The organism is Modestobacter sp. L9-4, assembly GCF_019112525.1.
In the GTDB taxonomy this organism is placed as follows: Bacteria; Actinomycetota; Actinomycetes; order Mycobacteriales; family Geodermatophilaceae; genus Modestobacter.
The window spans coordinates 1,110,497-1,130,734 of the sequence record NZ_CP077800.1; the positions used below are offsets into that span (position 1 = coordinate 1,110,497).

The 20,238-nt window shown below is 76.4% G+C and carries 22 protein-coding genes; 3 read left to right on the forward strand and 19 right to left on the reverse strand.

Annotated elements, in window-relative coordinates; all coding sequences use genetic code 11:
* Positions 1 to 22: 22 nt before the first annotated feature.
* From smc to KUM42_RS05210, 12 genes are all read right to left on the reverse strand, one after another.
* The gene (smc, locus tag KUM42_RS05155) at positions 23 to 3,589 is read right to left on the reverse strand and encodes a chromosome segregation protein SMC (RefSeq protein ID WP_237495534.1); all 3,567 of its coding nucleotides are present in this window, start codon (positions 3,587 to 3,589) and stop codon (positions 23 to 25) included.
* A gap of 103 nt (positions 3,590 to 3,692) precedes the next feature.
* A complete protein-coding gene (locus KUM42_RS05160) occupies positions 3,693 to 3,884 on the reverse strand; it encodes a hypothetical protein (RefSeq protein WP_237495536.1) in 192 nt (63 codons plus the stop codon).
* A 148-nt stretch (positions 3,885 to 4,032) separates the two neighbouring features.
* The gene (locus KUM42_RS05165) at positions 4,033 to 4,305 is read right to left on the reverse strand and encodes an acylphosphatase (protein WP_237495537.1); all 273 of its coding nucleotides are present in this window, start codon (positions 4,303 to 4,305) and stop codon (positions 4,033 to 4,035) included.
* Positions 4,302 to 5,180: a bifunctional DNA-formamidopyrimidine glycosylase/DNA-(apurinic or apyrimidinic site) lyase gene (gene mutM / locus KUM42_RS05170; protein ID WP_237495539.1), complete on the reverse strand. Its 879-nt coding sequence runs from the start codon at positions 5,178 to 5,180 to the stop codon at positions 4,302 to 4,304. Before mutM ends, KUM42_RS05165 begins: the two co-directional genes overlap by 4 nt.
* Positions 5,181 to 5,183: 3 nt before the next feature.
* Complete coding sequence (gene rnc / locus KUM42_RS05175) at positions 5,184 to 6,017, reverse strand: ribonuclease III (protein ID WP_237495541.1); 834 nt, start codon at positions 6,015 to 6,017, stop codon at positions 5,184 to 5,186.
* Between the two features lie 17 nt (positions 6,018 to 6,034).
* A complete protein-coding gene (gene rpmF / locus KUM42_RS05180) occupies positions 6,035 to 6,214 on the reverse strand; it encodes a 50S ribosomal protein L32 (RefSeq protein ID WP_163612155.1) in 180 nt (59 codons plus the stop codon).
* Between the two features lies 1 nt (position 6,215).
* Positions 6,216 to 6,926 (reverse strand): DUF177 domain-containing protein, encoded by a 711-nt coding sequence (locus KUM42_RS05185; protein ID WP_237495543.1) that lies wholly within the window; start codon positions 6,924 to 6,926, stop codon positions 6,216 to 6,218.
* Positions 6,927 to 7,132: 206 nt separating this feature from the next.
* Positions 7,133 to 7,822, reverse strand: coding sequence for a hypothetical protein (locus KUM42_RS05190; RefSeq protein WP_237495545.1), 690 nt, complete (start codon positions 7,820 to 7,822; stop codon positions 7,133 to 7,135).
* Complete coding sequence (gene coaD, locus KUM42_RS05195; protein ID WP_237495547.1) at positions 7,819 to 8,307, reverse strand: pantetheine-phosphate adenylyltransferase; 489 nt, start codon at positions 8,305 to 8,307, stop codon at positions 7,819 to 7,821. The genes KUM42_RS05190 and coaD overlap by 4 nt, the downstream gene beginning before the upstream one ends.
* Positions 8,304 to 8,858, reverse strand: coding sequence for a 16S rRNA (guanine(966)-N(2))-methyltransferase RsmD (rsmD, locus tag KUM42_RS05200; RefSeq protein ID WP_237495549.1), 555 nt, complete (start codon positions 8,856 to 8,858; stop codon positions 8,304 to 8,306). The genes coaD and rsmD overlap by 4 nt, the downstream gene beginning before the upstream one ends.
* A gap of 133 nt (positions 8,859 to 8,991) precedes the next feature.
* On the reverse strand, positions 8,992 to 11,187 hold the full coding sequence (gene recG, locus KUM42_RS05205; RefSeq protein WP_237496643.1) for an ATP-dependent DNA helicase RecG: 2,196 nt from the start codon (positions 11,185 to 11,187) through the stop codon (positions 8,992 to 8,994).
* 10 nt (positions 11,188 to 11,197) lie between these two features.
* Positions 11,198 to 12,799 (reverse strand): DAK2 domain-containing protein, encoded by a 1,602-nt coding sequence (locus KUM42_RS05210; RefSeq protein WP_237495551.1) that lies wholly within the window; start codon positions 12,797 to 12,799, stop codon positions 11,198 to 11,200.
* 211 nt (positions 12,800 to 13,010) lie between these two features.
* Between KUM42_RS05210 and rpmB the strand changes: the two genes are divergently transcribed.
* Entirely contained in the window at positions 13,011 to 13,202 is a 192-nt protein-coding gene (rpmB, locus tag KUM42_RS05215) for a 50S ribosomal protein L28 (protein WP_163612167.1), read from the forward strand.
* Between the two features lie 99 nt (positions 13,203 to 13,301).
* Here the strand turns inward: rpmB and KUM42_RS05220 are convergent, their stop codons facing one another.
* Genes KUM42_RS05220 through KUM42_RS05230 form a run of 3 tightly spaced genes read right to left on the reverse strand, consistent with a single transcriptional unit; the run spans position 13,302 to position 15,488 of the window.
* Complete coding sequence (locus tag KUM42_RS05220) at positions 13,302 to 13,931, reverse strand: AAA family ATPase (protein ID WP_237495552.1); 630 nt, start codon at positions 13,929 to 13,931, stop codon at positions 13,302 to 13,304.
* Positions 13,919 to 14,461 (reverse strand): GNAT family N-acetyltransferase, encoded by a 543-nt coding sequence (locus KUM42_RS05225; RefSeq protein WP_237495554.1) that lies wholly within the window; start codon positions 14,459 to 14,461, stop codon positions 13,919 to 13,921. Before KUM42_RS05225 ends, KUM42_RS05220 begins: the two co-directional genes overlap by 13 nt.
* Complete coding sequence (locus KUM42_RS05230; RefSeq protein ID WP_237495556.1) at positions 14,445 to 15,488, reverse strand: thiamine-phosphate kinase; 1,044 nt, start codon at positions 15,486 to 15,488, stop codon at positions 14,445 to 14,447. The genes KUM42_RS05225 and KUM42_RS05230 overlap by 17 nt, the downstream gene beginning before the upstream one ends.
* 104 nt (positions 15,489 to 15,592) lie before the next feature.
* Between KUM42_RS05230 and KUM42_RS05235 the strand changes: the two genes are divergently transcribed.
* Positions 15,593 to 15,826 carry an Lrp/AsnC ligand binding domain-containing protein gene (locus KUM42_RS05235; RefSeq protein WP_222193884.1) on the forward strand — a complete coding sequence of 78 codons (234 nt, stop codon included), beginning with the start codon at positions 15,593 to 15,595 and terminating at the stop codon, positions 15,824 to 15,826.
* 88 nt (positions 15,827 to 15,914) lie between these two features.
* Positions 15,915 to 16,448: a DUF3515 family protein gene (locus tag KUM42_RS05240; RefSeq protein WP_237495558.1), complete on the forward strand. Its 534-nt coding sequence runs from the start codon at positions 15,915 to 15,917 to the stop codon at positions 16,446 to 16,448.
* 18 nt (positions 16,449 to 16,466) lie between these two features.
* Here KUM42_RS05240 and KUM42_RS05245 read toward each other — a convergent pair whose 3' ends face one another.
* The 4 genes from KUM42_RS05245 to KUM42_RS05260 are packed head-to-tail and all read right to left on the reverse strand — an operon-like array spanning position 16,467 to position 20,159.
* Positions 16,467 to 17,117: a hypothetical protein gene (locus KUM42_RS05245; RefSeq protein WP_237495562.1), complete on the reverse strand. Its 651-nt coding sequence runs from the start codon at positions 17,115 to 17,117 to the stop codon at positions 16,467 to 16,469.
* Positions 17,118 to 17,172: 55 nt separating this feature from the next.
* Positions 17,173 to 18,345 (reverse strand): cystathionine gamma-lyase, encoded by a 1,173-nt coding sequence (locus KUM42_RS05250; protein ID WP_237495565.1) that lies wholly within the window; start codon positions 18,343 to 18,345, stop codon positions 17,173 to 17,175.
* A 24-nt stretch (positions 18,346 to 18,369) separates the two neighbouring features.
* The gene (locus KUM42_RS05255) at positions 18,370 to 19,365 is read right to left on the reverse strand and encodes an NAD(P)H-dependent glycerol-3-phosphate dehydrogenase (RefSeq protein WP_237495567.1); all 996 of its coding nucleotides are present in this window, start codon (positions 19,363 to 19,365) and stop codon (positions 18,370 to 18,372) included.
* Positions 19,362 to 20,159, reverse strand: a complete 798-nt coding sequence (locus KUM42_RS05260) for a 1-acyl-sn-glycerol-3-phosphate acyltransferase (RefSeq protein ID WP_237495569.1) — start codon at positions 20,157 to 20,159, stop codon at positions 19,362 to 19,364. Before KUM42_RS05260 ends, KUM42_RS05255 begins: the two co-directional genes overlap by 4 nt.
* Positions 20,160 to 20,238: the final 79 nt, after the last annotated feature.

A 20,238-nucleotide genomic window follows, 5' to 3' on the forward strand; every position in this document is an offset into this window, starting at 1 on the left:
TGGGGGGCGAGGGGGTCCTTCCTCAGGCGGTCTCGAGCTCGCGCAGTCGCTGGCTGATCACGCCGGTGATGCCGTCGCCGCGCATGCTCACGCCGTAGAGCGCGTCGGCGATCTCCATCGTCCGCTTCTGGTGCGTGATGATGATCAGCTGCGAGGTGTTCCGCAGCTGCTCGACGAGGGTGAGCAGCCGACCGAGGTTGACGTCGTCGAGGGCCGCCTCGACCTCGTCGAGCACGTAGAACGGCGAGGGCCGGGCGCGGAAGATCGCCACCAGCAGCGCGACCGCAGTCAGCGAGCGCTCGCCACCGGACAGCAGCGACAGCCGCTTGACCTTCTTGCCCGGCGGCCGGGCCTCGATCTCCACGCCGGTGGTGAGCAGGTCCTCCGGGTCGGTGAGGAAGATCCGCCCCTCGCCGCCGGGGAACAGGGTGGCGAACACCAGCTCGAACTCGCGCTGGGTGTCGGCGAAGGCCTCGGCGAACACCTCGTGGATGCGCGCGTCGACCTCGCGGACCACGGTCAGCAGGTCGCGGCGGGTGTTCTTCAGGTCCTCGAGCTGGGTGGCCAGGAAGGTGTGCCGCTCCTCCAGCGCCGCGAACTCCTCCAGCGCCAGCGGGTTGACCTTGCCCAGTGCGGCGAGGTCGCGCTCGGCGCGGGAGGCGCGCTGCTCCTGGGCGGCGCGGTCGTAGGGCACCGGCTGCGGCTCGGGCTCCCCCGCCGCCTCGGCTGCGGCCACCTGCGCCTGCGTGGGCGCGACCGGTGCGGCCGGGCCGTACTCGGCGAGCAGGGTGGGCAGGTCGACGCCGTACTCCTCGGCGGCGCGGGCCTCCAGCGCCTCGATCCGCAGCCGCTGCTCGGCGCGGGCCACCTCGTCGCGGTGCACCTCGTCGGTGAGCCGGTCGAGCTCGCCGGTGTGCTCCCTGACCCGGGCTCGCACCACCAGCAGCTCCGCCTCCCGGCCGGTGCGCGCCTCGGCCAGCGCGTCGCGCTCGGCGGCGGCCCGTGCCAGCGACGTCCCGAGGTGGGTCAGCGCCTCCTCGGCCCCTGCGCGCACCGCCGCGGCCACCCGGGCACCGCGCTCCCGGGCGACCCGGGCAGCGGCGGCCCGCTCACGGGCAGCGCGCTCGGACCGGGCCTGGCGGCGCAGCGACTCGGCGCGGCCGGACAGCGACCGGGCCCGCTCCTCGGCGGTGCGCACGGCCAGCCGTGCCTCGGTCTCGGCCTGCCGGGCGGCCGCCGCCTCGGCGCGCAGCCGGTCGCGGGCCTCGGTCGAGGGCTCCTCGTCGACCGGTGCCGCCTCGGCGGCGGCCAGTCGCTCCTCCAGCTCGGACAACCCGGTGAGCGCCTGCTCGCGGGCCTGCTCGGCGCGCACCCGGGCGGCGTCGAGCCGCTCGGCCTCGGCGAGCGCGGAGCGGGCGGCAGCGCCCAGCTCGGCCAGCTCGGCGGCGGCGGCGGACCGCGCCCGGTCCGACGCCTGCCGCGCGGTCAGCGCGGCGTCGACGTCAGCGGAGGCGGCGGTGGCGGTCTCCCGCGCCTCGGCGAGCTCGTCGGCCAGCCGGGCGGCGGCGGCCGCGGCCCGCTCCAGCCCGGCCGCGGCCTCCTCGACCCGCGCCCGCACCTCCAGCCCGGAGGGGGCGTTGGCCTGACCGCCGACCGACCAGTCGGCACCCAGCAGGTCACCGCCCTCGGTGACCGCCCGCACCCGCGGGTGGACGCCGACCAGCGCGACGGCCGCGGGCAGGTCGGCGACGACGGCCACCCGCTCCAGCGCCCGGGCCAGCGCCGGCCCCAGCTCGGCCGGCGCCTCCAGCAGGTCCAGCGCCCAGCGCGCGCCGTCGGACAGCTCGGGCCAGCCGTCGCGGGAGACCGGGGGCAGCCCACCGGTGACCAGCAGCCCCGCGCGCCCGCCCGAGGTCTCGGCGAGGTGGGTGAGCACCCCGGCGGCCTCGGCGACCCCGGAGACGACGACGGCGTCGGCCAGCCCGCCCAGGGCGGCGGCGAGCGCGACCTCGGCGCCCGGGGTGACGGTCAGCCGGTCGGGCACCGGCCCGACGACCCCGGGCAGCCCGGCGGACAGCACCGCGGCCGCGCCGTCGGCCGGGGCGAGCCCGAGGGCGAGGGCGTCCCGGCGGGCCTGCCACCCGGCGCGGTCACGCTCGGCCGCGCGCTCGGCGGCGATCAGCTCGGTCACGGCAGCCGCAGCGGCGGTGTGGGCGGCACGGGCGGCGGCGTGGGCGGCCGAGAGGTCCTCGTCGCCACCGGCGTCGGTGTCCAGCTGGTCGCGCCGGGCGGCGAGCCGTTCCTCGGCGCCCTGGGCGCGGTCGGCGGCCTCGGCCGCGGCCACGGCCAACCGGTCGATCTCCGCGGCACCGGCCGCGGCCCGGGACCGACCGGCCGCCACCTGGCCCGACAACCGGGCCAGCTGCTCACGGCGGTCGGCCAGGGCACGGGCGGCGGCGACCAGTGCCCGCTCCGCGTCGGTGAGGGCGGCCTCGACGTCGGTGCGGACGGCGACCGCGGTGGCCAGCCGTTCCCGCTCGGCCGCCAGCGAGGTGGCCAGCTCCTGCTCGGTGGTCTCGATCCGCTCGGCCTCGGCGTCGAGCTGGTCGGGGTCGCGGCCCGCCGCCGCTGCGGGCGGCGCGGCGGCCAGGTGCCGGTGCCGCTCGGCGGCCAGCTGCCCGACCCCGCGGAACCGCTCGGCCAGCGTGGACAGCCGGTACCAGCTCTCCTGCGCCGCGGCCAGCACCGGGGCGTCGGCGGCCAGCTGCCGCTCCAGTGCGGACTCCGACCGGGCGGCGACGCCCAGCGCCGCCTCCACGGTGGCCCGGCGGGCGCGTGCCGCGGTCTCGTCGGCGATGTCGGCGTCCAGGGCGTCGCGCAGGCCGACGAGGTCGTCGGCGAGCAGCCGCAGCCGGGCGTCGCGCAGGTCGGCCTGGACGCCGGCGGCACGGCGGGCCACCTCGGCCTGCCGGCCCAGCGGCTTGAGCTGGCGGCGCAGCTCGGAGGTGAGGTCACCGAGCCGGTCGAGGTTGGCCTGCATCGCGTCGAGCTTGCGGAGGGCCTTCTCCTTGCGCTTGCGGTGCTTGAGGACCCCGGCGGCCTCCTCGACGAAGGCCCGGCGGTCCTCCGGCCGCCCGGACAGCACCGCGTCGAGCTGGCCCTGCCCGACGATGACGTGCATCTCGCGGCCGATGCCGGAGTCGCTGAGCAGCTCCTGGACGTCGAGCAGGCGCACCTTGTCGCCGTTGATCTCGTACTCGCTCTCACCGGAGCGGTACATCCGCCGGGTGATCGACACCTCGGTGTACTCGATCGGCAGCGCCCCGTCGGCGTTGTCGATCGTCAGCGTCACCTCGGCCCGGCCCAGGGCCTGGCGGCCGGCCGTGCCGGCGAAGATGACGTCCTCCATCTTGCCGCCGCGCAGGGTCTTCGCACCCTGCTCGCCGAGCACCCAGGCGATGGCGTCGACGACGTTGGACTTGCCCGAGCCGTTGGGCCCCACGACGGCGGTGATGCCCGGCTCCAGCCGCAGCGTCGTCGGCGACGCGAAGGACTTGAAGCCCTTGAGCGTCAGGCTGGATAGGTGCACACAGCGACCCTAACCACACCCACCGACAGCATCACGCGCCTCCGGCCCTCTCGCAGGGCCCCGCGGCGAGCGGAGCGGGTCGTGGGGGGCGAGGGGTCCTTGTTCAGGCGAGGACGGCGGAGGCCTGCTCGTCGGCCATGGTGAGCAGCTCGCGGGCGATGGCGTCGTTGCGCTCGGCGCGCAGCACGGCCAGCTCCGCCTCGAGGCGGCGGACCTGCGCCCGCAGTGCGGCGTTCTCCGCGGCCATGCGCATCTCGTGCGGGGCGACGACGGAACCGAACAGGGCCTTGGCCATGACTGCGCGGCCTCTCACTGCAGAAGGGGTCCCGGTGCACCGCCGCGGGGGCGGTCTGCCTGGGCTGACGACCTCAGGGTGACACCGGTCCCGACCGGGGTCAACGGCACGGCCGGGGCCTCACCGTGTCGGGCAGATGTCGTCTTCGTCACCCCACGGTGAAGCCGGACACCGCCTGCACGGTCTCCTCGCGGGTCTCGACGCCGCTCACCGACCCCGGCGCCGACGCCCCGGTGACCTCGGCGAGCACCGCCCGGACGTCGTCCGCCGGCCCCTCGAGCACGACCTCGACCCGCCCGTCGGGGAGGTTGGTCGCCGACCCGGTGAGACCCCGGGCGGTGGCCGCCTGGCGGACCGACCACCGGTACCCCACGCCCTGCACGTGCCCGGACACCAGGGCGACGACCCGGACGGCGCTCACGTGCGGCGGGCCCGCGGGCGGGGCTGGCACTGCGGGCAGGAGTAGCTGGAGCGGTTCATGAACGACTCGCGGCGGATCGGGGTGCCGCACCGCGGGCACGGGCGGTCGAGCTGTCCGTAGACGGCCAGGTGCCGGGAGAAGTAGCCGCTCTGGCCGTTGACGTCGACGTAGAGCGAGTCGAACGACGTCCCGCCCTGGGCCAGGCTCTGCCCGAGCACGTCGCGGATGCCCTCGAGCAGGTCGACGACCTGCGCGCGGGTGAGCTTGTCGGTGGGGCGGGCACCGTGCAGCCGGGCGCGCCACAGCGACTCGTCGGCGTAGATGTTGCCGACCCCGCCGATCAGCGTCTGGTCCAGCAGGGCGCGCTTGACCTCGGTGTGCCGCCGGCGCAGGGCGGCGCTGAACGCGTCGACGTCGAAACCGGGGTCCAGCGGGTCGATGGCGATGTGCGCCAGCCGCGGCGGGACGTCGTCGCCGCCGGGGGCGTCCTCCACGGCCAGGCCGCCGAAGGTGCGCTGGTCGACGAAGCGCAGTTCGCGGCCGCCGTCGGTGAACCGGAAGCGCGCCCGCAGGTGCACCTCGTCGGGCTCCTCGGGCTTTTCCACGAGCAGCTGGCCGCTCATGCCCAGGTGGGCGACCAGCGCACGCTCCGACGGGCTGCCGTCGGACTCGGCCAGGGGCAGCCACAGGTACTTGCCGCGCCGGTGGGCGGCGGTGAGGGTGCGGCCGGTCAGGGTGGCGGCGAAGTGCTCGGCGCCCTCCAGGTGGCGCCGGACCGCGCGCGGGTGGCGCACCTCGACCTCGGCGATCGTGCGGCCGGCGACCCAGCGCGCCAGCCCGCGGCGCACCACCTCGACCTCGGGCAGCTCGGGCACGGGTCAGCCCGCCGTCGGTCCGCCGTCGGCGGTCGCGGCCGCGTCGGCGGACAGTGCCCGCCACGCGGCCTCGGCGGCCTCCTGCTCAGCGGCCTTCTTGGTGCGGCCGCGGCCGGAACCACGGACCTGCCCGGCGAGCAGCACGTCGGCGGTGAAGGTCTTGGCGTGGTCGGGGCCCTCGTCGGCGACGTCGTAGACCGGCGCACCGAGCCCGAGGGAGGCGCCGAGCTCCTGCAGGCTGGTCTTCCAGTCCAGGCCGGCGCCGCGGGTGGCCGACTCGGCCAGGAGCGGGTCGAAGAGCCGGTGGACGATCGCCGAGGCGGTGTCCAGGCCCCGGCCCAGGTGGACGGCACCCAGCAGCGCCTCGAGGGCGTCGGCCAGGATCGAGTCCTTCTCCCGGCCACCGGTGGCCTGCTCGCCACGGCCGAGCAGCAGGTGCGGGCCGATGCCGCCCTCGCCGAGGGCACGCGAGACCCGCGCCAGCGAGGTCATGTTGACCACCGAGGCGCGCAGCTTCGCCAGCTGCCCCTCGGGCAGGTCGGGGTGGCTGCGGTACAGCTCGTCGGTGACGACGAGCCCCAGCACCGAGTCGCCCAGGAACTCCAGGCGCTCGTTGGTGGGCAGGCCGCCGTGCTCGTAGGCGTAGGACCGGTGGGTCAGCGCCAGGCGGAGCAGGTCGGCGGGGAGCTCGACGCCGAGGGCGTCGACCAGCCAGGCGGCGGCACGCTGCAGGTGCTCACCGTCCGTGGACGTGCGACCACCGGCGTTCCCGGAGCGGGCTCCCCCGGAAGGGAGGCCCGCCGCCGGGGACGCCGGTGCGGTGGTCGGCTGCGCCACGCTGGGAGGACCGGGGATCAGACCGCGAGGACCTGACGACCGTCGTGCTGACCGCAGGTCGGGCAGGCGATGTGCGGCGGCTTCAGCTCACGGCAGGCCGGGTTGGGGCAGGGCGCGAGCGTGGGGGCCGTGGCCTTCCACTGCGACCGACGGGCCCGGGTGTTGGACCGGGACATCTTCCTCTTCGGAACGGCCACGTCAGTTCTCCTCTGTGTTGGTGCGGCTGGCGGACCCCGGCTGGGGTCGATCCGCGCTGTCGGTGGTGTCGGGGACGGCGAGACGGGCGAGCCCGGCCCACCGGGGGTCGATGACCTCGTGCGAGTGGTCGGCCGGCAGGTCGTCGAGCCGCTCGCCGCAGTCGACGCACAGGCCGGCGCAGTCGGGCGTGCACGTCGGGGACAGCGGCAGGGTCAGGACGACGGTGTCCCGGACCAGCGGCGCGAGGTCGAGGAACTCGCCGTCGATGCGGCGCACCTCGTCCTCCTCGCTGGTGGCCTCGGTGGTGCTCCCCGCGTAGGCGTAGAGCTCCTGGACGTCGAGGGTGAGCGTGTCCTCGAGCGGGTCGAGGCAGCGCGCGCACTGGCCGGTCACCGGGAGCTCGACCCGGCCGGAGACCAGGACGCCCTCCATGACCGACTCCAGCCGCAGGTCCAGGTGGACCGGGGCGCCCTCGGGCACGCCGATCATCTCCACGCCCCAGCCGGCCTGAGCGGGGATGGTCTTGTCCCACTCGCGCATGCTGCCGGCCCGGCGGCCGAGCTCGCGGAGGTCGACCTTCCAGGCCTTGTCCAACGCCTTCTCGGCGGCCGTGCGGGGGGTGGTGTCGTGAGTGGTGTCGACGGGGTCGCCAGCAGGGCGCCGGGCGTCGGAGGACGCGGCGCCACGGGCGGGCAGGTGCGCAGCAGGCATGTCGGTACTCGTCGTCATCGTCGGTGGGTTCGCCGGCGCGGGGCACCGCGCAGGGAAGGCGCGTGGCACAGCAGCAGCCGGACAGTGGGCCAGCCTACCCGACGCCGGAACGCCGTCCTCAGGACGGCGGGACGGTCAGGGGCCGGCAGGTCCACGGCGGGGCCGTGCGGTGACCGTGGGCCCGGGGTGGCTGGATGCCGCCCGGGTCAGGGTGACCGCAAGTTGGTGCGCGCCTTCTCCACCGAACGTGTCATGTGCGCGAGCGTGTTCCCGAAGTCGGCGAGCCGGCTGTCGACGTACTCGTCGACCTCGGCCCGCATCCGGGCCACCTCGGCGGCGGTCTGCGCGCCGAGCTCGTCGGCCCGGTCGACGGCGCTGCGGTAGACCTCGGTCTCGGCCAGCAGCCGCTCGTGCTCGGCCTGCCCGGCGGCGATGAGCTCGGCGTGCTGGGCGTGGGCGTCGGCGAGCAGCTGCTCGTGCAGCTCGCGCGCCTCGGCGACGATCGCCTCCGCCTCGGCCTCGGCCTGGCGGAGCAGGTCGTCGGCCTGGGCCTGGGCCTGGCCGAGCACCTCGTCGCGCTGGCGCCGGGCGGTGCCGATCAGCTCCTCGCGCTGCCGGCGGGCGGTGGCGACGACCTGCTCGCTCTCGCTGCGCGTGCGGCCGGTGAGCCGCTCGGCCTCGGCCTGCGCCTGCTGCAGGATCTCGGTGCGCTGCTCGACGATGGCGCCGGCCTGCTGGACCTCGTCGGGCAGGTTCTCCCGCAGGTCGTCGAGCAGGTCGAGCAGGTGGTCGCGGGGCACCATGCAGGAGGCCGACATCGGCACGCTGCGGGCGTTCTCGATGACGGTGGTCAGCTCGTCGACGGTCTCGTAGAGCCGGTACACGACCTCGGTCATGGCTGCTGCCCCTCTCCGGACCGGGCCACCAGCCGGTCGTTGACCGCCGGGGGGACCAGCGAGGACACGTCGCCGCCGAAGCGGGCGACCTGCTTGACCAGGCTCGAGGACAGGTGCCCGACCTGGGGTGCGGTGGGCACGAACAGCGTCTCGATCCCGGCCAGCTCGCGGTTCATCTGGGCCATCTGCAGCTCGTACTCGAAGTCGCCGACCGCGCGCAGGCCCTTGACGATCACCGGGACGCCGTGGCTGCGGCACCAGTCGACCAGCAGGCCCTCGAAGCTGGTGACGGTGACGTTCGGGCAGCTCCCGACGGCCGCGCGCAGCAGCTCCATGCGCTCGTCGACGCCGAAGAGGCCGGCCTTCCCGGGGTTGACCAGCACGGCCACGACCAGCTCGTCGTACAGGGCCGCGGCGCGCGTGATCACGTCGACGTGGCCGTTGGTGACCGGGTCGAAGGAGCCGGGACAGACCGCACGCCTCACGGGAAGCGACCGTACCGGAGCACGGCCTCCCCGTAGCGCCGATCGCGGATGCCCTCCAGGGGTGTCGGCCACTCGAAGGGCGCCTCCCGGCTGGAGCGCTCGACCACCACGACGGCGTCCGGGGTGAGCCAGCCCCCGGCGACCAGCGCGCGCAGCACGCCCAGCACCTCCTCCAGGGGGGCGGCGTACGGCGGGTCGGCGAAGACCAGGTCGAAGGGCGCCGTCGCGGGGACGGCGACGACGGTCGGGACGCTGCCGGGCAGCACGACCGCCCCGCGCATCCGCATCATCGCGACGTTGTCCCGCAGGACGGGCAGGACCCCGCCGCCGTTCTCCACCAGGACCACCTCGGCTGCGCCACGGGACAGCGCCTCCAGCCCCAGGGCACCCGTCCCCGCGTAGAGGTCCAGCACCCGCGCGCCCTCGAGGTCGATCATCGAGCCCAGCGAGTTGAACAGGCCCTCGCGGGCCCGGTCACCCGTGGGCCGCACCCCGGTGCGCGGCACCTTGAGCGTCCGCCCACCGGCCACGCCGGAGATGAGCCTGGTCATGCTGTCGGCCTCCCGCTGATGCTCTTCGGCCCCCTGCAGGGCCCCGCCGCGAGTAGGAGGACCCCATCCTCCTCATCCCCTCGCAGGCTCGGGGCGAGCCTCGGGACGGGGCCGGGGAGCAGGGGGTCCTTCTTCACGCCTTCTCCAGGTAGTCGGCCCGCTCGTCGAGGCTCATCGCGGCCACGGCGGCGGCGAGCTCGGGGTGGTCGGCCAGGCCGCGGCCCTGCTCGACCAGCGCGGTGGCCTCGGCGCGGGCCTCGGCGATGAGGTCCTCGTCGTCCACCAGCGAGAGCAGCCGCACGCCGGAGCGGCGGCCGGACTGGGCGGCGCCCAGCACGTCGCCCTCGCGGCGGGTCTCCAGGTCCAGCCGGGCGAGGGCGAACCCGTCGGTGGTCGAGGCGACCGCGGACAGCCGCTGCCCGGTGGCCGAGCTGCTGGGCGCCTCGCTGACCAGCAGGCAGAGCCCCGCGTGCTTGCCCCGGGCCACCCGCCCGCGCAGCTGGTGCAGCTGGCTGACGCCGAACCGGTCGGCGTCCATCACCACCATGACGGTCGCGTTGGGCACGTCGACGCCGACCTCGACCACGGTGGTGGCGACCAGGACGTCGACCTCGGCGGCGGCGAAGGCCCGCATCCGGGCCTCCTTGTCCTCCGGGGTCATCCGGCCGTGCAGCACCTCGACCCGCAGCGCCGACAGCGGCCCGGTGCGCAGCCCCTCGGCCACGTCGAGCACCGCCAGGGGCGGTCGCTTGTCGCTGGTGCCGGCCTTCTCCTCCGGCATCGGGGCGCCGTCGGCGCCGTCCGGGCCGTCGTCGCCCTTGCCGCCCTCGTCGAGGTCGCCGATCCGCGGGCAGACGACGTAGGCCTGCCGGCCGGCGGCGACCTCCTCGCGGACCCGGGCCCAGGCGCGGTCGAGCCAGGCGGGCTTCTCCCCCACCGGCACGACCGAGCTGGAGACGCCTCCGCGACCGGCGGGCAGCTGGCGCAGCGTGGAGGTCTCCAGGTCGCCGTAGACCGTCATCGCGACCGTGCGCGGGATGGGCGTGGCGGTCATCACCAGGACGTGCGGCGGGCGGTTGCCCTTGGCGCGCAGCGCGTCGCGCTGCTCGACGCCGAAACGGTGCTGCTCGTCCACGACGACCAGGCCCAGGTCGGCGAACTCCACGCCCTCCTGCAGCAGCGCGTGGGTGCCCACGACGATGCCGGCGCTGCCGTCGGCGACCGCCGCCCGGGCCTGCCGGCGGACGGCGGCCTTCTGCGACCCGGTGAGCAGCTGCACCCTGGTGCCCGACGCATCGCCGTCCACCTCACCGGCCCGGCCCAGCGGACCCAGGATCGCGGCGAGGCTGCGGGCGTGCTGGGCGGCGAGCACCTCGGTGGGCGCCAGCAGTGCGGCCTGCCCGCCGGCGTCGACGACCTGGGCCATCGCCCGCAGCGCCACGACGGTCTTGCCCGAGCCGACCTCGCCCTGCAGCAGCCGGTTCATCGGCTGCTCGCGGCCGAGCTCGGCGGCCAGCTCCTCACCGACCTCGCGCTGGCCGTCGGTGAGGGAGAACGGCAGCGCGGCGTCGACGGCGTCGAGCAGCCCGCCGCTGCGGCGCGGACGGGCGATGCCGGGCTCCAGGGCGGAGGCACGCCGGCGGGCCGCGAGCGTCGCCTGCAGCACCAGCGCCTCGTCCCACTTGAGACGCTCGTCGGCTTCGTCCACCTGCTCCTGGGTCTCCGGCCGGTGCTTCTGCCGCAGCGCGGTGGGGAGGTCGACGAGCCCGTGCCGCTCCCGCACCGCTGCCGGGATCGGGTCCTCGAGCAGCTGCTCCAACGAGCGCGGGTCGTCCATCAGCAGCTTGACCGACTTCTGGATCACCCAGCTGGAGACGTCCTTGCTCGCCGGGTAGAGCGGCACCATCGCCCGCGCCCAGTCGTCGTCGTCCCCGGTGATGATGTGGCAGTCGGGGTGGGAGAACTGCTTCTCCCCGCGCCACAGCCCCACGGTGCCGGCGAACAGGCCCCACTCGCCGACGTCGAGGTGGGCGTGCCGGTTGTTGAAGAAGACCAGCCGCATCACCCCGGCGCCGTCGCCGACGGTGACCTCGGTGAGCGTGCCGCGCCGCTGCTGCATCCGCCGGGTGCTCACGCTCTTGACCTGGGCGAGCACCGTGACGCGGTCGCCGACCTCCAGGCCGTCGAGGCGGGTCATCTCGCCGCGCCGGGCGTAGCGGCGCGGGTAGTGCCGCAGCAGGTCGCGCACGGTGTGCAGGGACAGCTGCTCGGCCATCACCTTCGCCGTCTTGGGTCCGAGCACCCGGGTCAGCGGGGTGCCCATCGTCATGCCGGTCACGTCACTCCACCCCGACCAGGAGCGGCACCGCCCCGGCGCCGCCGGCGTACCGGACGACGTCGACGGTCGGGTGCACGGCGGCCAGGTGGGCGCAGACCGCGTCGCCGAGCGCGGGGTCCTCCCCCACCACCACGGTGACCATCTCCCCGCCGGCGGACAGCAGCCGGTCGAGCAGGTCGCGGGCGACCGCGGCCAGGTCGGGTCCGATGACGACGACGTCGCCCTCGGCGCTGCCCAGCACGTCACCGGCGGCACAGCGGCCGGCGGAGGTGAGCGCGTCGTGCCCGGCGACGGTGACCTCGGCCCAGCGGGTGGCGGCGGCGGCCTCCGCCATCGCGACGACGTCGTCGCCGAAGCGGCGGGCGGGGTCGGCGACAGCGAGCGCGGCCAGCCCCTGCACCGCCGACCGGGTCGGGACGACGACGACGTCGCGGCCGTCCTCGCGGGCGCGCTCGGCGGCGCGGGCGGTGACCGCGGTGGCCTCGGCGTGGTTGGGCAGCACGACGACCTGCGCCGCACCCGTGCCCAGCACCGCGGCCAGGACGGCGTCCTCGGTGAGCTCGCCCACCGGCGCGGTGAGCACCGCGACGCCCTCGCCGGCGAAGAGGTCGGCCAGCCCGGCGGAGCAGGTGAGCGCCACGGTCGCGCGGGTGCCGGCGGCCGCGAGCGGCGCGCGGACCGGGGCCAGCGCGGTGACCGAGATGCGGTGCGGGCGCCCGGCCTCGATGCCGGCCTCGACCGCGGCACCGACGTCGGCGACGTGCACGTGCACGTTCCACTCCCGCCCGCCGGGGGTGTCGACGCCCACCACGACCAGGCAGTCGCCGAGCTCGGCCAGCCGGGTCCGCAGCCGGGCCACCGCCGTCTCGTCGGAGTCGGCGAGCAGGAACTGCACCTCGCTGCCCGGCCCGGGCGCGGGTGCGGCGGGGACCGGTGCGGGCAGCCCGCGCAGCCGGGCCGGGCGACCGCCCAGCGGCGCGCGGGCGGGCACGGTGCCGGTGACGGTGCCGACCAGGGCGTCGAGCACCAGGCACCAGCCGGCGCCACCGGCGTCGACGACCCCGGCGTCGCGGAGCGCGGCGAGCTGGCCGGGCGTGGCCTGCAGGGCGGTGAGGGCCCCCTCGGCGGCGGCGTGCACGACGTCGGCGAGCCGCTCACGGCCGGCGGCGACCGCGGCGACCGCGGCCTCGGCGCCGGCCCGCGCGACGGTGAGGAAGGTGCCCTCCTCGGGGTCGGCGACCGCGGTGTAGGCGGTGCGGGAGGCCGCGGCCAGCGCCTCGGCCAGCGCCCGCCCGTCGACCCGCCGGGCGCCGGCCAGGGCGTCGGCGAGCCCGTGCAGCAGCTGGGCCAGGATCGCGCCGGAGTTGCCGCGGGCGCCGAGCACGGCGCCGCGGGCCAGCACGGTCCAGGAGGACTCGGCACCGTCGGCCGTCTCGAGCGCCGCGCGGCCGGCCTCGGCGGTCATCAGCAGGTTGGTGCCGGTGTCGCCGTCGGGAACCGGGAAGACGTTGAGCTCGTCGAGGCGGCCCCGGGCCTGGGCAAGGGTGTCGACCACGGCGCGGCTCCACCGGCCGACCGCGGCCTCGTCCAGCGCCTCGAGCACGTGCCGCAGGGTACGCGGGAGGACCGACAGGACTCCCCGGACCGCGGCTGCGGGGCCACCGGGGAGCGGCTCGCACCGGGGTGGTCCGACGGCGACCGCGGCGACCGTCTACAGTGGTCCGAGCGTGTGCCGAGCCGGATCGTGCCCCTGGGCCCCCGGCGAGCACCGCAAACCGACTTCAGCTGGACCAATCTTTTGGGAGTGATCGACCGTGGCTGCCGTGTGCGACGTGTGTGGCAAGGGGCCCGGTTTCGGCATGGCGGTGTCCCACTCGCACCGCCGGACGCCGCGCCGTTGGAACCCGAACATCCAGTCCGTGCGGGCTGCGCTCACCGGCGGTGGCCGGAAGCGCATCAACGCCTGCACGTCCTGCATCCGCGCCGGCAAGGTCGCCCGGGTCTAGTCCCCGGGCGCTGACTGCCAGCGCCTCAGCACCACCCCCGCCCCGGCGGGACCGAAGACCCCGGAGGTCACCCGACCCCCGGGGTCTTCGGCGTGCGCCTCAGGCCGTGCCGATGCCCAGCGCGCGGGCGGCGGTGACCACCAGCTCGACCACCGTCGGGTGCGGGACGACCGTGCTGTCGACGACCAGGTGGTAGTGCCGGGCCTCGGCGGGGTCGCACCGGTAGAAGTGCCGGACGTAGGCGACCCGGCCGGCGTCGGCGGCGTCCCGGTCGCGCCGGACGTCGGCCTCCGGGCGTCCCGAGTGCTCCACGGCCGCGGCCAGCCGCCGCCCGGGCGGCCCGTCGAGCCGCACGTGCAGCACGTCGGGGCGGTCCCGCAGCACGATCGCTGCCGCCCGCCCGAGGACCACGCCGCCGGGCCCCGCGGCGATGTCGGTGAGCACCCGCTCGGTCTGCTGCCGGTAGGCCCGCTCGTCCGGCAGCGAGGAGGTGGGCGCCAGGCCGCCCACCGGGTCGGGCATCGTGCCCAGCGAGCTCACCAGCCGCCACAGCCCGCGGGTGATCGTCTCGTCGTTGGCCTCGGCCTCCGATACGGGCACGCCCAGCCGCCCGGCGACCTGCGCGGGGATGACCCGGTCGTGGAACGGCAGGCCCAGCGCCTCGGCGACGGCCGGGGCGATCTCCGCCCCGCCGCAGCCGTAGGACGCCGACACCGTCACGACGCCCACGAGTCCTCCTCCACCGTCCGGGCGGCCGTCCCGTCGGCACCGGGGCCGGTCGTGAGGTCCTTGCCGAGGAACACCGCGTCGGGTGAGTCGGCGTAGACCCCGTAGCCGGGGACCGGGACGTAGCCGGTGCGGTCGTAGAGGGCCAGCGCCTCCGGCTGCTTGTCCCCGGAGTTGAGGACCAGCTGGCGGTGACCGGCCGCGGCGGCGGTGCGCTCCAGCTCGGCGAGCAGGACCAGCGACAGCCCGCGCCGCCGGAAGTCCGGCTCCACGTACATCCGCTTGAGCTCGGCCACGCCGTCGCCGGACGGGTGGGCGCGCCAGCCGCCGCAGCCGGCGGGCACCCCGCCCACCTCGGCGACCAGGAACAGCCCGTGGGGTGGGGAGAACTCGGCCGGGTCGACCACCGCCTCGTCGCGCCCGCCGTAGCGGACGACGTACTCCTGCTGCACCCGCTCGACGAGGTGCTGCGCCACCGGGTCGGCGTAGCCGACCCGGTGGAGCGTCACCGGCGCCTCAGCCGAAGTGGACATGCCCGGTCCCCTCCCCCAGTTCCTCGGCGACGCGGGCGGCCGGCACGCCGTCGACCCGCACGCCCGGCTCCCCACCGGCCGGGACGGCCGTCACGGTGCCGATCACGGCCCATCCTGCCGGGGGCACGACGCCGGCCGGGAAGGTGGCCACCAGGGCGTGGTCCTCCCCGCCGGTGAGCACCCAGGCCATCGGGTCCCCGCCGAGCGCGGCGGCGACCTGGGCCAGCGGCCCGACCGGGTCGAAGAAGTGCTCGGCGAGGGCGGCGCGGTCCAGGTCGAGCAGGACGCCGCTGTCGGCGGCCAGGTGCCCGGCGTCGGCGAGCAGCCCGTCGCTGGTGTCGCACATCGAGGTCGCTCCGGCGTCCGCCGCGGCCGGGCCGGCGGCGTAGGGCGGGGTGGGCCGGCGGTGGGCACCGACCGCGGCGATCGGCGAGTGGAAGCCGCGGCGCAGCACGGCCAGCCCGCACGCCGACCAGCCCAGCCGGCCGGCGACGGCGACGACGTCCCCGGGACGGGCCCCGCTGCGCAGCACCGGCGCCCGCCCCTGCAGGTCGCCCAGCGCGGTCACCGACAGGACGACGGCCGAGCTGTCGGGGGCGCTGGCGGAGGTGTCCCCGCCGACCACCGCGGCGCCGAAGCGCTCGCACTCCTCGGCCATCCCGGTGGCGACGTCCTCCAGCCACGCCGCCGAGGTGCCCGCGGGGCAGGCCAGCCCGACCAGCAGCGCGGTCGGGACGGCGCCCATGGCGGCGACGTCGGCGAGGTTGGCGGCGGCGGCCTTGTGGCCGACGTCCTCCGCCGAGGACCAGTCGCGGCGGAAGTGGCGGCCCTCGACCAGGACGTCGGTGCAGGCCACCACCCGGCCGTCGGGGGCGCGCACGACCGCGGCGTCGTCGCCGGGACCCACCTCGGCCAGCGCCGCGGTGCCCGAGCGGGCGACCACTCGGGCGATGAGGCCGAACTCGCCGACCACGCCCACGCTGTCGGCGGCGTCGGGCCGTGGGATCAGCGGACGGGGCCGAGTCACCGGGCACCCCGTCCGGCTGGGGTACGTTGCCGGTCTGTCCGCTGCCCGGCGGGCAGGTCGAGCCAGCAGCGGTCGTTCCCGCTCTGCCCGAGGAAGGTCACGTCGTGGTCCACGCGTACATCCTGATCCAGACCGAAGTCGGCAAGGCAGCCGCGGTCGCCGCGAGCATCAGCGAGATCGCCGGCGTGACCAAGGCCGAGGACGTCACCGGCCCCTACGACGTGATCGTGCGGGCCGAGGCGAACACCGTCGACGAGCTCGGCCGGCTGGTCGTGGCCCGCGTGCAGTCGGTGGACGGGATCACCCGCACGCTGACCTGCCCCGTCGTCAACATCTGAGCCCCTGAGCACGCCGACCCCCGACGCCCCGCCCACCGACCGGGCGCCGGCCGACCCGCTGCGCCGTGCCGCACTGCTGTCCACCGCGGTGCTGGTGCCGCTGGTCGTCGTCCTGCTGGTGCTGGTCAACGTGCGGGGCCGGGGTGGCGACGACGCCGCCGCGACCGGGCCCGCCGAGGTCTCCGGTGCGACCGCCGACCCGCGCGGGGCCCTGCCGCCGGTGCAGGTGGACACCCCCGACGTCACCCCGGCCGCGGACCTGGCCTGCCCGGTGCTGATGGGCCAGCTGCCGCTGGACATCGCCGGCGAGACGTCCCGGCAGGTGCAGTCCGACAGTCCGTTCGCCTACGCCTGGGGCGAGCCGCCGGTGGTGCTGGTCTGCGGTGTCGAGCCGCCGGCCGGGTACGTCGTCGGTGGGCCGCAGACGTTCATCGTCTCCGGGACGGAGTGGTTCGTCGACACCACGGACCCGGCCGTGTTCGTCTGGACGACGGTCGACCGCAACGTGCCGGTGCAGGTGCGGGTGCCCTCGACGTCGGACAGCGCGATCCCGACGGCGCTGAGCCCGATCATCGCCACCGCGCTCCCCTACGTCGAGCCGGCCCCGGCACCTGCCCGCTGACGGCCGGCCGCGGTCCCGTCAGGGCGGCGGCAGCCGGTCCAGCTGGGCCCGGGTGACCGCCAGCACCTCGGCCCGGGCGGCGTCCGCGTCGCCGGCGACCGAGGCGACGGACACGGTGAACGTCCCGGACGGGCACCAGGAGAACGCCGCCGGGCCGGCCATGCCGTGCTCGGGTGCCGGGGTGGTGCGCAGCACGAGCAGGCAGCCCGCCGGCAGGTCGGTCGGCCGGGGGTCCAGCGTGCCGCCGTAGTACTCGGCGTCGTTGCCGGCCAGGTCGGCGGCGTAGGAGGCCGCTCCCCCGGCGTCGGCGAACCGGTCGAGGAAGACGCTGGTCACCTGGTCACCGGACCGCCAGAACCGCTCCCAGCCGCTCTGGTAGCCGTACTGGGCGAGGACGCCCTCCTCGTGCTGGGCGTCGTCGCCGTAGCGGGCGACGTCGTCGATCGTCTTCTCCCCCGCCGGGGGGTCCAGCTCGTCGTCGGGGACCCGCGGCAGGCCGGAGGGCACCTGGTCCAGCAGCAGCGGCTCGAGCGCGGCGGCGTCGGCCGGTGCGGTGCTGACGGGCGCCGGGACCGCCGGGGCGGCGCCGGAGGGGGCACACCCGGACACCGCCGGGGCGCCGAGCAGCATCAGGGCCGCGGCCGTGGCGGGCCCCCACCGCAGGCTCACCGCACCTGCCCGGTCATCGTCGCCGACCCTAGTCGAGCCGGCGCGGTGCGGCCGCTCAGCCGCGCAGCGCCGGGAGCCCGGCCAGCGCCTGCTCGAGGTCGGCGACCAGGTCGGCGGTGTCCTCGATGCCGCAGGAGAAGCGCACGAAGCCGCCCGGGACGGCGTCCCCGCCCCACTGCGCCCGCCGGTCGACCGTGGTGTGCAGCCCGCCGAAGCTGGTGGCGGCGAGGAGGAACCGGCCGGCCCGGACGAGGGCCGCGACCGCGTCGGCGTCGGCGAGCTCGGCGGACACCACGCCGTTCTGCCGCAGCATCTGCCGGCTGGCGAGCTCGTAGGACGGGTCGCCGGGCCGGCCGGGCCAGCGCACGCCGCGCACGGCCGGGGAGGCGACCAGCACCTCGACCAGGGCCGCGGCGTTGGCCGCCTGCCGGGCCAGCCGCAGGTCCAGGGTGCCCATCGACCGGTGCGCCAGCCAGGCCTCGAACGGCCCGGGCGGGTTGCCGGTGGTCTTCCGCCAGGCCGCGACCCGGGCGTACAGCTCGCGGCCCTTCTCGGTGCGGGCGGTGCTCACGTGCCCGAGCAGGACGTCGCTGTGCCCGGTCAGCGCCTTGGTGTCCGCGGCCACGACGACGTCGGCGCCGAGTTCCAGCGGCCGCTGCCCGATGGGGGTGGCGGTGGTGTTGTCGACCACCAGCACCGCACCGGCGGCCTGGGTGGCCCGGGCGACGGCGGCGATGTCGCAGACGTCCAGCTGCGGGTTGCTCGGGGTCTCCAGCAGCACCAGCCGGGCGCCGTCGAGGTCACCGCGGGCGGCGACCGCCGCGATCTCCAGGGTGGGCACCAGCTCGACGGTCAGCCCCAGCCGCTCCAGCTCGTCGCGGCCCAGCACCCGACTGGCGTAGTAGCCGTCCGACGGCAGCACCACCCGGTCACCGGCCGAGGCCAGCGCGAGCACCGCGGAGCTGATCGCCGCCATGCCCGTGGCGAAGGACAGGCAGTCGCCGCCGTCGAGCTCGCCGACCGCGCGCTCGAACACCCTCAGCGTGGGGTTGTCGGCGCGGGCGTAGGAGTCCGCGCCGCCGGCACCCGGGGGCTGGTCGCCCAGGTGGTACGGGGCGGCGAACACCGGGGAGGGTCGCAGCGGCGTGCCCGGCACGACCGGCTCGTCACCGGCGTGCGCCAGGCGCGTGCCGTCCCCGAAGGGGCTCAGGTCCTCAGCGCTGCTCACAGGTCCTCCTCGGTGGCGCGGCCCCTACTCGGGCTTCGCCTCGCGGGACATCATCTCCCGCACCATCTGCCCGGCCGACTCGCCCTCGTGGCAGACCCGGACGACGGCCTCGGTGATCGGCACGTCGACCCCGTGCGCCCGCGCCAGGTCCAGCACCGACCGGCAGCTCTTCACGCCCTCGGCGGTCTGCCGGGTGATCTGCTCGACCTGGGCCACCGACATGCCCTGACCCAGGTGCTCCCCGAACGTGCGGTTGCGCGACAGCGGCGAGGAGCAGGTGGCGACCAGGTCACCGAGCCCGGCCAGCCCGGCGAACGTGGTGGGGTCCGCGCCCAGCGCCATGCCCAGCCGCGCGGTCTCGGCCAGCCCGCGGGTGATCAGCGAGGCCCGGGTGTTGTCGCCGTAGCCCAGCCCCTCGGCGATGCCGCAGGCCAGCGCGATGACGTTCTTCACCGCCCCGCCCAGCTCGCAGCCCACCAGGTCGGAGTTCGTGTACGGGCGGAAGTAACGGGTCGAGCAGGCGGCCTGCAGGGCCTCGCCGCGGGCGGTGTCGGTGCAGGCGATGACGGTGGCCGAGGGCTGCTCCTCAGCGATCTCCCGGGCCAGGTTCGGGCCCGACAGCGCGGCCACCCGGTCGGCACCGGCGCCGGTCACCTCGCAGATGACCTCGCTCATCCGCTTCGTCGTCCCGAGCTCGACGCCCTTCATCAGCGACAGCAGCGAGGCGTCCCCGGGCAGCAGCGGCGCCCAGCCGGAGAGGTTGTCGCGCAGCGTCTGGCTGGGGACCGCCAGCACCACGACGTCGGCACCGTCGAGGGCGTCGGCGGCGTCGGCGGTGGCCCGGACGGCGTCGGGCAGCCGGACGCCGGGCAGGTAGTCGGCGTTCTCGCGGCCGGCCTGGATCGCGGCGACCAGCTCGGGACGGCGGGCGTGCAGGGTCACCGCGCAGCCGGCGTCGGCGAGGACCTTGGCGAAGGTGGTGCCCCAGGACCCGGCGCCGAGCACCGCGGCGCGGGTCACGCGGCCGTCCCGGGCCGCGACCGGCGGACCGGGCGGGGGTGGAACGCGGTGGGCGGCTGCTCGCCGCGCAGCTCGCCGAGCTGGTCGCGGACGCGGGTCATCAGCAGGTCGGTGACCTCGCGCAGCAGCTCACCCGACAGCGGCTCACCGGCGCGCACCGCGGCGCGCTGGGCGGAGAGGTCGACGGGCTCGCCGACCAGGTACTCCGCCGGGGCGCGCAGCCGCAGGTGCAGCTTCTTGGCGTGGTAGTCGTGCACCCGCTGGGGGCCCCACTGGGCGACCGGCAGCACCGTGACGTCGGTGGTCAGCGCCAGCCGGGCCACCCCGGTGCGGGCCTGCATCGGCCACCACTCGGGGTCGCGGGTGACCGAGCCCTCGGGGTAGATGACCACGACGTCGCCGGCGTCCAGCGCGGCCTTGGCCGCGTGCACCGAGGAGCTGGCCGCGCTGGAGCTGCGGGCGACCGGGATCTGCCCGGCGGCGCGCAGGATCGTGCCGGCCAGCCCGGTGAACAGGGCGTCCTTGGCCAGGAAGTGCGGCACCCGGCCGGCGTCCCAGACCAGCCGCGCGGAGGCCAGCGGGTCCAGCACCGAGACGTGATTGGCCACCAGCAGCACCCCGCCGGTGGGCGGGATCCGGTCGGCGTGCCGGTAGCGCAGCGAGAACACCACCGAGGCGACCGGGTAGATGACGGCGACGCACAGCGCGAGCGCGAAGGGCACCGGACGGCGGGTCTGCCGGCGCGGTGGGCGGGGGGCGTGCCCCACCCCGGCGGGCGACTCGTCCTGCGGCATCGGCGCACCTCTCCCCTCGGCGGGCCGCGGTGTGACCCCGCTCCTGATCGTGCCCCCTGGCCCCCGGCGGCACGCACGC

Coding starts and splice junctions, on each gene's coding strand:
- KUM42_RS05260 (WP_237495569.1), bottom strand. CDS start 20,159: ATGCCGCAGGACGAGTCGCCCGCCGGGGTGGGGCACGCCCCCCGCCCA.
- KUM42_RS05225 (WP_237495554.1), bottom strand. CDS start 14,461: ATGTCCACTTCGGCTGAGGCGCCGGTGACGCTCCACCGGGTCGGCTAC.
- KUM42_RS05185 (WP_237495543.1), bottom strand. CDS start 6,926: ATGCCTGCTGCGCACCTGCCCGCCCGTGGCGCCGCGTCCTCCGACGCC.
- KUM42_RS05190 (WP_237495545.1), bottom strand. CDS start 7,822: ATGACCGAGGTCGTGTACCGGCTCTACGAGACCGTCGACGAGCTGACC.
- recG (WP_237496643.1), bottom strand. CDS start 11,187: ATGACGATGGGCACCCCGCTGACCCGGGTGCTCGGACCCAAGACGGCG.
- KUM42_RS05160 (WP_237495536.1), bottom strand. CDS start 3,884: ATGGCCAAGGCCCTGTTCGGTTCCGTCGTCGCCCCGCACGAGATGCGC.
- rsmD (WP_237495549.1), bottom strand. CDS start 8,858: ATGACCAGGCTCATCTCCGGCGTGGCCGGTGGGCGGACGCTCAAGGTG.